The sequence below is a fragment of the Vibrio hangzhouensis genome (assembly GCF_900107935.1).
Taxonomy (GTDB): domain Bacteria; phylum Pseudomonadota; class Gammaproteobacteria; order Enterobacterales; family Vibrionaceae; genus Vibrio; species Vibrio hangzhouensis.
Map to the genome: position 1 here is coordinate 1 of NZ_FNVG01000050.1, position 11803 is coordinate 11803.

Below are 11803 nucleotides of genomic sequence, written 5' to 3' on the forward strand. Positions count from 1 at the left end.
CTGCGGAGTGGTAGTTCAGTTGGTTAGAATACCGGCCTGTCACGCCGGGGGTCGCGGGTTCGAGTCCCGTCCACTCCGCCACTTATTTGAAGGTTTCGACCTTCGGTCGAATGAGTCCCGCTTGTACGCAAGCCCGGCCATTCCGCCAGTTATTAAGAAGCCTAGTCGAAAGACTAGGCTTTTTTGAATCTAACGTGTTGATTTAAATCATTAAATAACATAGATTAGATATCACTTTAGGGGTGTAGCTCCAATTGGCAGAGCAGCGGATTCCAAATCCGCGTGTTGGGAGTTCGAATCTCTCCACCCCTGCCATATTCAAAGGCTCTGACTTAGGTCGGAGCCTTTTTTGTTTTCGCTTTTTCAAAGCGATGTGTTGGGATAATTGGGCGTCTCCCTGAATTGCCAGTCCGCTTGGCGGCAATTCCCATCGAATCTCCGGAATGCCGGCCCAGTCCCCCCTGCCATATACTAAGCCTCAGCAGAAATGCTGGGGCTTTTTTACGTCTGTTGCTTCTGCGAAGCAATGTTGGGATAACTAGGCATCCCCCTTGCTCGCCATCCCGCTTGGCGGCAATTCCCATCGAATCTCCGGAATGCCGGCCCAATCCACCCCTGCCATATTCAAAGGCTCTGACTTAGGTCGGGGCCTTTTTCGTTTCCTATAATGGCAGTCAGCCTTGTTAAGGCAGTATATAAACCTTCTCAGCCACTTTCCAAAATGCGGAAAGCAGTGGATTGTCCAGGTTTGACCGCTTACAAACCACACCCAACTTAAAAGGTTTTATGGGCTCCAGTTTCAGACGTTGGATTTTGTCTCTGACCGGGCTGTTTACGATGACCACTTCGGGAGCAATACCAACACCACAGCCAAGTGCTACCATACTGACAATGGCCTCGTGGCCTGACACCTGGGCATAGATATTGGGCTTAATCCGCATTTTCTTAAACCAGCCATTAGCCCTCTCTCTGGCAGTCCCTGCTTCTGGCACAATGAATGGAATTTTGCTCCAGTCAGGCATGCTCTCGGCCAGCTCTGTTCCAAAGCTGCTTACGCCCGCAGGAGCAATGACCGATAGCGGTATTTCGCTGATCGGTTCGAATTCCAGTCGCGCGGGTAAAAGTTCAGGTAGCGCCGAGATGGCGATGTCAGTTTCGTCACTCATTACCTTATCAATCGCTTGTGCGGGGTCGCCGGTAGAGAGCTCAAACTCGATATAGGGGTAGAGTAGCCGAAATTCAGCAAGCAGCTCAGGTAGATGGCTGTAGCTTGCAGTCACTGAGCAAAACAGTCTCAGTTTGCCTCTAAGCTCATGCTCACCGTGTTGACTGTCAGACTGAAACTGCTGCCATTCGCTGACAATATTGACGGCTACCGGAAGGAGCTTCTTGCCAGCCGGAGTAAGTTCGACGGAACGGTTATCTCTGAGAAACAGGTTTTGATGGGTATCCTGCTCAAGTTTCTGAATTTGGCGACTCAACGCCGATGCACTGATGTGCATGGCGGTGGCGGTTTTACTGAAGCTTTTACTCTCACAAAGGTGGATAAAAGCTTGAAGGCTTTTAATATTCATAACACTAAAGATATCGGTAGTTGCATTAATTGCAACAACAAATTGTGAATATATCACTTTAAGCAACTCAAACTCTGCTTTAGTATGAAGTCATTCGATGATAACCATCGACGTTATGGACAGATTTCAACAGGAGAGCCCACTATGGCTAACTATTTCAATACTCTTAACTTGCGTGAGCAATTAGACCAACTAGGTCGTTGTCGTTTTATGGACCGTTCTGAATTTGCTTCAGAAGCGGATTATCTAAAAGGTAAGAAGGTAGTGATTGTCGGTTGTGGTGCTCAAGGCCTAAACCAGGGTCTGAACATGCGTGATTCTGGCCTGGACGTGTCTTACGCTCTGCGTCAGGCAGCGATCGACGAGCAACGCCAATCGTTCAAAAACGCGAAAGACAACGGCTTTGTCGTAGGTAGCTACGAAGACCTAATCCCTCAAGCAGATCTTGTGGTTAACCTAACTCCAGACAAACAGCACACTAACGTTGTAGAGACAGTAATGCCGCTAATGAAACAAGGCGCATCACTGGGTTACTCTCACGGTTTCAACATCGTTGAAGAAGGCATGCAAATCCGTAAAGATCTGACGGTTGTAATGGTGGCGCCTAAGTGTCCAGGTACGGAAGTTCGCGAAGAATATAAGCGTGGCTTTGGTGTTCCTACGCTTATCGCTGTTCACCCAGAGAACGATCCTCAAGGTGATGGTCTGGAAATCGCGAAAGCATGGGCTGCAGCAACTGGTGGTCACCGCGCAGGTGTTCTAGAGTCTTCATTCGTTGCTGAGGTTAAGTCTGACCTAATGGGTGAGCAAACAATCCTTTGCGGTATGCTACAAGCGGGCTCAATCGTATGCTACGAGAAGATGATCGCTGACGGTATCGATCCAAGCTACGCGGGTAAACTGCTTCAGTTCGGTTGGGAAACGATCACTGAAGCACTGAAATTCGGTGGCATCACACACATGATGGACCGCCTGTCTAACCCGGCAAAAGTGAAAGCATTTGACTTGTCTGAAGAGCTAAAAGACCTAATGCGTCCTCTTTACAACAAGCACATGGATGACATCATTCAGGGTGAGTTCTCAAGCACTATGATGGCTGACTGGGCGAATGACGATGTGAACCTTCTAGGCTGGCGTGCTGAGACGGCTGAAACGGCATTTGAAAACTACCCAGCTTCTGACGTTGAAATCTCTGAGCAAGAGTACTTCGACAACGGTATCCTAATGGTCGCTATGGTTCGCGCCGGTGTTGAGCTAGCGTTCGAAGCCATGACAGCGTCTGGCATCATCGATGAGTCTGCATATTACGAGTCTCTACACGAGCTGCCACTGATTGCTAACACGATCGCACGTAAGCGTCTATATGAAATGAACGTAGTAATCTCTGACACGGCTGAGTACGGTAACTACCTATTCGCTAATGTAGCGACACCACTGCTTCGTGAGAAGTTTATGCCATCAGTAGGTACGGATGTTATTGGTAAGGGTCTGGGTGAGACATCTAACCAGGTAGATAACGGCAAGCTAATCGAAGTGAACAGCGCTATCCGCAACCACCCAGTTGAGTACATCGGTGAAGAGCTACGTGGCTACATGACAGACATGAAGCGCATCGCTGTAGGCGGCTAAGCCGACCGACCAACCAAAAATAATAAAGTAAACACAACATAGCAAAAGGGGGCTACCAGTTGGTAAGCCCCCTTTTTTATCTAAGCGATAAATCGAAATGCATTGCTGCTATTTGTCAGCAAGCTTTGCTTCAAGTTCTGCAAGCTTTTGCTCCATCTCCGTGAGCTTTTGACGAGTACGAAGCAGTACTTGAGTTTGCACGTCAAACTCTTCACGGCTCACCACGTCAAGTTTATTCAATTGGCCTTGAATGACTTGGCGTACCTTCTGATCAACATCCGCACCAAGCTCTTTCACTGGTTGAGGCATAGAGTCGTGAATTTGCTTAGCAATCTGTTCAAGTTTCTTTGGGTCAAACATGTCTGGTAACTCCTTAAGTGATACTTCTTATTCTATGTAATCCGTTCAAGAAAGTCGTTATTTGGGCTAATAAAAAAGGCCACAATGTGGCCTTTTTCTAGTTAGCAATCACCTTAAGAGCGATTTTCTCGGCAAGCTGCTGACGCGGCTTCAACTCGAGCTATCTTCTCTAGGTCTTTGTCTTCAACAAATACGGGTAGTGGTTTATGTTTCTCTGCCAGGTAAGTATAAATTACCGGAAGCACAAACAGCGTAAATAGCGTACCGATTGCCAGACCCGCAACGATTACGATACCGATACTAAAGCGCTGAGCCGCACCGGCACCAGTGGCATACATCAGTGGAATCAGACCAGCAATCATAGCCGCAGTTGTCATCAGGATAGGGCGAAGACGAACTTTCGCTGCTTCCATAACCGCTTCCATTCGGCTCTTCTTATGATTCAGTTGCTCTTCTTTTGCCACTTCACAGATAAGGATACCGTGTTTGGTGATCAGACCGACCAGGGTAATCAAACCCACCTGTGAATAGATGTTCATGGTTGCTGCACCCCAAGCCAGCGCGATCAGCGCACCACAAATCGCTAGTGGTACCGAGACCATGATAACGAACGGGTCTTTAATGGACTCAAACTGGATGGCCAGAACCAGGAAGATGATCGCCAATGCCAAGCCAAAAGTAGCGTAGAGCGCACTACCTTCAGTCACGTACTGACGAGCTTCACCCATGTAATCATGATTGTAGCCACTTGGCAGTTTGTTCTCCGCAGTTGATTCAAACCATGCAATGGCATCACCCATCGCTACGCCTGGTGATGGTACTGCACCGACGGTAGCTGAGTTCAACTGGTTGAAGTGAGGAAGCGAGCGAGGCTCTGCCACCACATCAATCGAGATAAGGCTGCCCAGTGGGATTGCCTGTCCATCATCCGAGCGAACAAAATACATGTTCATTGATTCAGGGTTTAGACGGTATTTACGCTCAACCTGAGGGATCACCTCATAGGAACGACCGTTAAGGTCGATACGGTTGACGTAGCCATCCGCCATCATTGCACTGAGTGTGATACCAATATCTTGCATGGTCACGCCATAAGCGCCAGCCATGTCCTTATCGATATTGATCTTCATCGTTGCTGAGTCATAGTTCAGATCCAGCGTTGAATAGACGAACTGAGCGTTTTGTTGTACGTCGGTCCAGATGTCGGTTGCGATAGTGAACAGACTCTCAAAGCTGTTCGGTGTCGTGATAACAAACTGGATCGGAAGGCCTGAGCCTGCCCCCGGTAGTTCTGGCATCTCAAACGCTGTCACTGCCATACCTGGAACCTGCGAGACTAACGCACTCACGCGGTTTTTCACTTCCGCCTGACTGGCTTCACGTTGACTCCAAGGCACCATAGAGGCAATACCAAATGCCTGGTTAGAGTTAGGCACACCAGTGAACACCTGAGCGAACGCCACTTCTGGCTGATCTGACAGGATTTTGTTCACATCATTCATGGTGTTTTGCAGGTAATCCAGGTTTGCATTCGATGGACCCGTACCCATTAGCATCACTACGCCTTTATCTTCCGATGGTGCCAGTTCACTAGGGATGAACTTAAACAGCACAGGTAGAGTAGCAAAAACAATGACCGCAAACCCAATCACCACAGGACGGTGCTGCATCACCGCTGTGAGCATTTTTTCATAGCGGTTAGTCATTCCATCGAGCGCATGATGGACTTTTTGTTCGAACTTGCTAGGTTCTTCATTGGCTTTGAGTAGTTTCGAACACATCATTGGCGACAGTGTCAGTGCCACGATACCTGAGACGAATACCGAGCCCGCAAGCGTTAACGCAAACTCCTTAAATAGTGAGCCGGTGATACCGCCCATCAAGGCGATAGGCGCATACACCGCACCCAGTGTTAGTGTCATGGCGATAACCGGTACGGCAATTTCACGTGTACCAATGATGGCTGCGCGGAATGGCGACTCACCAAGTTTGATGTGTCGGTCGACGTTCTCCAGAACCACGATCGCATCATCCACCACCAGACCGATCGCTAATACCATGGCCAGTAGCGTCATCAGGTTCCATGAGAAGCCAATCGCCTGCATCACCATTGCCACACCAATCAACGACAGCGGGATAGTCACGATAGGGATCAGTACCGCACGGAAAGAGCCCAGGAACAAGGTGATCACCACCAGTACGATCAATGCCGCTTCCAGGATGGTTTTGATAACCTCTTGAATGGATTCATTGATCGCGACGGTCGAGTCGTACATCACGTTCATTTTGATGTTGCTAGGCAGGTTCTTCTCTAGTTGAGGAAGGAGTGCTAACACATCAGCAGCAATGTTAATCGGGTTGGCACTTGGGGCTGCGTTAATAGCAGCCACGACAGCTTCTTGACCGTTGGCGCTAGCGCGGTAAACGTCGTGGCTCTTTTCTAACGTAACTTTTGCGATGTCACCCAGACGAATCACTTGGCCATCACTTGAGCTAACCACGAGATTTCTTAGCTCGTCGGTATTGGAAACCTGGGTGTCAGCATTGCCGTTATAGAGAACAAACTCACCTGTTGCCTGGCCTGTGGCAGACTGATAGTTGTTGGCATTTAGAACGTTCATCACATCCATTGCCGTCATTTTCAGAGCTGCCATTTTCAGCGGATCTAGCCATACGCGCAGCGCATACTTCATCCCACCGTACATATCTACTTTAGATACGCCATTGACGGTAAACAGTTGCGGGTTGATCACACGTTCAAGATAGTCGGTGATCTGGCTGGATGCCAATTCATCACTGGTAAAACCGATATACAGTACCGCTGTTGTCGAACCCGTCGACATGGTGACCGTTGGGTCTTCCGATTCTTTTGGAAGCTGGGAACGAACCGAGTTGGTTTTGGCCAGAATATCTGACAGTGCCGCATTCGGATCGGTATTCAGCTTCATGTTGACCGTGATGGTGGATTTACCAAGCACAGACTGTGAAGTCATGTAGTCGATATTATCGGCTTGCGCGACGGCCTGTTCCAGAGGCTGAGTAATAAAGCCCTGAATTAAGTCCGCACTGGCGCCGTAATAGCTGGTTGTTACTGTGACAACCGTATTCGTCATTTCTGGGTATTCACGCACCTGCATTTTGAACACCGCTTGTAGACCAAGCAGGGCAATCAAAAAGCTGATCGATACCGCAAGAACAGGACGTTTTATGAAAACATCAGTAAAACGCATTTTGCCTCCAATTACAGCATCGGTGTCTCAGCCGGTGGTACAGTAGCATCGCTTTCGACCACTTTGACCTTAACGTCGTTACTTAGACGAACCTGACCAGATGTTACGATGACATCATCTGCTTTCACACCTTCTAGAATATGAGCGATATCGCCAGTACGTTCACCCACTTTTACCACTTGCTGCTTAACGCGTTTCACACCATCAACATCTTCAACGACATAAACATTGTCACCGTATAGCGTGAATGTAATCGCCGTTTGTGGAAGTGTTACCTGGTTCTCAAGTTTAGGTAGGATGATATTTGCACGCGCAAACATACCGCTGCGCAGTTTGCCTTCGTTGTTAGGAATATCAGCCTGAACCTGAATCAAACCACTTTGGATGCTGACCGCCGGTTCAATGGCACTGATAGAGCCTTTAAACGCTTGGTTGGGATAAGCATCGACAAAGATATCTACATCCTGACCAATAGAGATGCGAGAAAAGTCAGTCTGAGGTACGGTAAAACGCAGTTTCATCAGGCTGGTGTCTTCAAGACGAACGATATCATCGCTTGGCTGAAGGTACTGACCCAGATACACATTACGAATACCAACCACACCAGCAAATGGCGCTTTGATTTCACGACGGTCAATTTGTGCTTTCAGGCTTTCAATATCGGCAGACAGCGAGTAATAACTGGCTTCTGCTTCGTCGTATGCTTCTTTAGAAATGGACCCTTTTTTGTAAAGACCCTGATAGCGCAGATATTTCGCTTTGGCCGCAGGCAGACGAGCTTCGGAACTCTTCAGGTTGGCTTTCTCTACATCGGAGTCAAGGGATACAAGCAGTTGATCTTTATTGACTTGTGAGCCAGACGCGAATGAGATGTTGCTGATCACACCGCTGGTTTCAGAAGTCAGGGTCACACCTTGGTTCGGCTCGACAAAACCAATAGCCTCAATCACAGGCACCCAGTCTACCGGTGTTACGGTAGTCACCGTCACCGGGAACTCTGGCTCCGGTCGATTCGCTAAGTATTCAGCTATCTTCTGTTGTTTAAACAGATTAAAACCTATCACGCTGCCAAACAGCAGTACGGCGATAAGTAGCATGAAAAATGTCCACTTTTTCATTCTAACGAGAACTCCACATTAGTGTTTTATAATTGCATCCCAACTGGCTTCAATGGCTGCTTCCAGCGCATTGTCGTCGAGTTGATAGAGACCCAGGGCGTGCTTACGGGCGAGTGATACGCTCGCTTCCAAGCTGAGCCCAGAGAGAATTTCATTATCGAGGTCTTTAAAAACCCCTTGTTTCTTTCCTTCGGTGAATAGGTTGTCAACTTGGGCAAACATTTTGCGCTCTTGTTCCCTGGTTGACTGACAATTTTTCGAGGGAATGGAATCGTACTGGGCACGAGTTTTCAGTGCATCGATGTTGGAGGCCGCCACTCGCCAGATGTTTAACCACATGGTGCGATATTGCTCTTTGAGCGGTTTATCCGCATCCACCCCGATCTGAACCGCTTTAGCTATTCGTGATACCACATAAAGGCGAAGCTCTTCCATCAGGTGATCTTTGTCATCGAAGTACCGATAAATCGTGCCAGCAGCTACCCCGGCTTCGTTCGCCAGTTTTTGCATTGAGACGCTCTGTATTCCTACTTCCGCTACCATTTTTTGGGCAGCTTCAAGGATTTGCAGTCGTTTATCGCTTGTTTTATTCGTTGTCATTAGCCATCCGCTTCGTAGTGAATGAACGTTCATTCATTATAAAACAATAGAGGTGTATTTACGCAACCTATTTTTAATCACCTTTCTACAAAAGTTAAAAAGTCCTACAGAGCGTGGCATTGTCCGCATTAGCAGTCTATTATGTGCGCGTTACAATTCGTGAGTAGTGAGCACATCTAATGAAGCTAAACCCGCAGCAAGATATGGCGGTGAAATTTGTCTCTGGGCCTTGCCTCGTCCTGGCAGGTGCAGGTTCCGGTAAGACCCGCGTAATTACTAATAAGATAGCGTATCTGGTACAAAGCTGTGGTTATAAGGCGAGAAATATTGCTGCGGTAACCTTTACCAATAAGGCTGCACGTGAAATGAAAGAACGTGTAGGACAAACCTTAGGCAAACATGAATCAAAAGGGCTGATGGTCTCGACGTTCCATACGATGGGGCTTAATATCATCCGCCGTGAGTACAAAGCGCTGGGCCTGAAAGCGGGCTTCTCCCTGTTCGATGATCAGGATCAGATGGCATTGCTGAAAGAGCTCACGGAAAAAGAGCTTGATGGCGATAAGGATCTGCTGCGCTCACTTCTGAGTGCCATTTCCAACTGGAAGAATGACATGCTCTCACCGGAGCAGGTCAAAGGTAGTGCCCGCTCTGAGCAAGAGCAGCTTTTTGCTCACTGCTACCAAATGTATCAAGTGCAGATGAAGGCATACAACGCACTGGATTTTGATGATCTGATAGCGTTGCCGGTATTACTGTTGAAGACCAATCAGGAAGTGCGTACCCGCTGGCAAAAGCGAATTCAATATCTTCTGGTCGACGAGTATCAGGACACCAATACCAGCCAGTATGAGCTGGTCAAGTTGCTGGTGGGCGAACGCGCTCGCTTTACTGTGGTAGGGGATGATGACCAGTCGATTTACTCTTGGCGTGGGGCTAAACCACAAAATCTGGTGTTGCTGAATCAGGACTTTCCAAGCCTGAAAGTGGTGATGCTGGAGCAAAACTACCGCTCGACCAGCCGGATTCTGCGTGCCGCGAACATCTTGATCGCCAACAACCCGCATGTGTTTGAGAAATCGCTGTTCTCTGAAATACCGGATGGTGAAAAACTGAAGGTCCTTAAGGCGAAGAACGAAGATCATGAAGCGGAGCGTGTTACTGGTGAACTGATTGCCCACCGATTTGTTAACCGCACCGAATATCGCCACTACGCCATACTCTATCGCGGTAATCACCAGTCCAGATTGATTGAAAAAGTGCTGATGCAGAACCGGGTACCGTACAAGATTTCTGGCGGTACGTCGTTTTTTGCTCGCGCAGAGATTAAAGACATTATGGCCTACCTTCGCGTATTGGTGAATCCGGATGATGACAACGCCTTTCTGCGCATCGTGAATACGCCTCGTCGTGAAATTGGTCCTGCCACGCTGGAGAAGCTGGGCAGCTATGCCAATATGCGAGGCAAGAGTTTGTTTGAGGCCAGTTTTGAGTTGGGGCTGGAGCAGCACTTAACCGGTCGTGGTCTTGAAAATTTACGTCGCTTCACCCAGTGGGTTGTTGCCATTGCGGATAACGCTGAGCGCGGCAATACGGTTGAGGCGGTGCGTTCACTGGTGCGCGACATTAACTACGAAGATTGGTTATATGAGACGTCATCCAGTGCAAAAGCGGCGGAAATGCGCATGAAAAACGTCTCCGACCTCTATTCGTGGATTGTCGCCGACCTGGAAGGTGACAATTACGATAAAGAAGAAAAGACGCTGAAAGAAGTGGTTCAGCGTCTGACCCTTCGAGATATGATGGAGCGCGGTGAAGAGGACGATGACAGTGACGCGGTGCAACTGATGACGCTGCATGCATCTAAAGGTCTGGAGTTTCCTTACGTCTACCTGATTGGCTCCGAGGAGGGCATATTACCGCACCAGACCAGCATCGATGAGGATAATGTCGAAGAGGAGCGACGTCTGATGTACGTAGGCATTACCCGGGCACAGAAAGAGCTGACGTTTACTATCTGTAAGGAGCGTCGACAGTTTGGTGAGCTCATCAAGCCTGAACACAGTCGTTTTCTCGATGAACTGCCTTTCGATGACGTTGACTGGGAGCAGGTGAAAAAGCCCGTGTCTGCTGAAGAGCGGATGCAAAAAGGCCAGGCACATATTGCCAATCTTCGTGCAATGTTCAACAAGAAATAAAAGAAGGGGCTTACCAGTGGTAAGCCCCTTCTTCTTTAGCGTTTGATAACTATTACAGGCCGGCAATCATGTGCTCAATTGCGTCAATGATTTCCTGATCTGAACAGTCCATACAAGAACCTTTTGCAGGCATGGCGTTGAAGCCGTTGATCGCGTGATCAGCCAGCACATCTTTACCCTGTGCGATTCGAGATGCCCAATCACCCGCATTGCCGGTTTTCGGTGCACCACTAACGCCACTAGAGTGACAAGCTGTACAGAAGGTGTTGTAAACTGTTGCGCCATCACGTGGGCCCGTTGGTTCAGCAACCACTGGCTCACTACCTGCCAGGTAAACATCACCTACGGGTTTAATACGCTCTGCGATAGCGTCATATTCTTCTTGGCTCACATCCGCTGCAAAAGAGGCAGTAGAAAAAGTTAGTGCAGCGAACAACACAGTTAAGATTCGACGAGACATATCCATTAAACTCACTTTACTATCCAACAAGGTAGCAAGTCGGTGCTTGCTATTCATTTATACGATTTATTCTGCTTGCTGATCTAACGGCTGTTAAATCAATGTAAACATTGGGTGATTATATCCTGTTAACTTGTTGCAATAAACAACAAGTTTTCAGCTTCACGGGGTGAATCACATCGTAAACCTCTTGTTTATTCTCTTTAAATGCTGAAAAAGCCAACAATCGATAAAAAAAGTTGAAAAAGTACTTTACGACATAGTGTGATATACGTATTATTCCACTCCGCCGATAGGGCATGCGCCCGTAGCTCAGCTGGATAGAGCGTTGGCCTCCGGAGCCAAAGGTCGAAGGTTCGAATCCTTTCGGGCGTGCCATCCGGACAACCAATCGGCATGGTAAAAAATATGGTGGCTATAGCTCAGTTGGTAGAGCCCCGGATTGTGATTCCGGTTGTCGCGAGTTCAAGTCTCGTTAGCCACCCCATTTATTCAGGTAGCATTCGCTTCCCGCTTGGAGTAAACTTTCGGGTTCACATCGAAGCAAAACATTCGTCGGTGAATAGCGCAGCTTGGTAGCGCATCTGGTTTGGGACCAGAGGGTCGGGGGTTCGAATCCCTCTTCACCGACCAC

8 protein-coding genes and 5 tRNA genes are annotated in these 11803 nt (G+C 48.3%); 7 read left to right on the top strand and 6 right to left on the bottom strand.

The features are described from left to right. The first annotated feature begins 4 nt into the window (after positions 1-4). Positions 5-81, top strand: a tRNA-Asp gene (locus tag C4S60_RS23070). A 157-nt stretch (positions 82-238) separates the two neighbouring features. After that, positions 239-315, top strand: a tRNA-Trp gene (locus C4S60_RS23075). 368 nt (positions 316-683) lie between these two features. Here the strand turns inward: C4S60_RS23075 and ilvY are convergent. Then, positions 684-1574 (bottom strand): HTH-type transcriptional activator IlvY, encoded by an 891-nt coding sequence (ilvY, locus tag C4S60_RS23080; RefSeq protein WP_103882863.1) that lies wholly within the window; start codon positions 1572-1574, stop codon positions 684-686. Between the two features lie 144 nt (positions 1575-1718). On the opposite strand from ilvY, the gene ilvC reads away from it, so the two are divergent. Continuing rightward, on the top strand, positions 1719-3203 hold the full coding sequence (gene ilvC, locus C4S60_RS23085) for a ketol-acid reductoisomerase (RefSeq protein WP_103882849.1): 1485 nt from the start codon (positions 1719-1721) through the stop codon (positions 3201-3203). A 108-nt stretch (positions 3204-3311) separates the two neighbouring features. Here ilvC and ubiK read toward each other — a convergent pair whose 3' ends face one another. The 4 genes from ubiK to C4S60_RS23105 all read right to left on the bottom strand — a co-directional run bounded on the left by ubiK (position 3312) and on the right by C4S60_RS23105 (position 8511). Next, the gene (gene ubiK / locus C4S60_RS23090) at positions 3312-3563 is read right to left on the bottom strand and encodes a ubiquinone biosynthesis accessory factor UbiK (protein WP_103882851.1); all 252 of its coding nucleotides are present in this window, start codon (positions 3561-3563) and stop codon (positions 3312-3314) included. 113 nt (positions 3564-3676) lie between these two features. After that, entirely contained in the window at positions 3677-6793 is a 3117-nt protein-coding gene (locus C4S60_RS23095; protein WP_103882853.1) for a multidrug efflux RND transporter permease subunit, read from the bottom strand. Between the two features lie 11 nt (positions 6794-6804). After that, positions 6805-7911 (bottom strand): efflux RND transporter periplasmic adaptor subunit, encoded by a 1107-nt coding sequence (locus C4S60_RS23100; RefSeq protein WP_103882855.1) that lies wholly within the window; start codon positions 7909-7911, stop codon positions 6805-6807. A gap of 18 nt (positions 7912-7929) precedes the next feature. Beyond that, complete coding sequence (locus C4S60_RS23105) at positions 7930-8511, bottom strand: TetR/AcrR family transcriptional regulator (RefSeq protein WP_208623298.1); 582 nt, start codon at positions 8509-8511, stop codon at positions 7930-7932. A gap of 179 nt (positions 8512-8690) precedes the next feature. On the opposite strand from C4S60_RS23105, the gene rep reads away from it, so the two are divergent. After that, positions 8691-10709: a DNA helicase Rep gene (gene rep, locus C4S60_RS23110; protein ID WP_103882859.1), complete on the top strand. Its 2019-nt coding sequence runs from the start codon at positions 8691-8693 to the stop codon at positions 10707-10709. Positions 10710-10761: 52 nt separating this feature from the next. Here the strand turns inward: rep and C4S60_RS23115 are convergent, their stop codons facing one another. Continuing rightward, positions 10762-11175, bottom strand: coding sequence for a c-type cytochrome (locus C4S60_RS23115; protein WP_103882861.1), 414 nt, complete (start codon positions 11173-11175; stop codon positions 10762-10764). A 295-nt stretch (positions 11176-11470) separates the two neighbouring features. Between C4S60_RS23115 and C4S60_RS23120 the strand changes: the two genes are divergently transcribed. The 3 genes from C4S60_RS23120 (at position 11471) to C4S60_RS23130 (ending at position 11802) form a co-directional block, all read left to right on the top strand. Further along, a tRNA-Arg gene (locus C4S60_RS23120) sits at positions 11471-11547 on the top strand. Positions 11548-11580: 33 nt separating this feature from the next. Then, positions 11581-11656 (top strand) — tRNA-His (locus C4S60_RS23125). Between the two features lie 69 nt (positions 11657-11725). Further along, positions 11726-11802, top strand: a tRNA-Pro gene (locus tag C4S60_RS23130). Position 11803 lies beyond the last annotated feature (1 nt).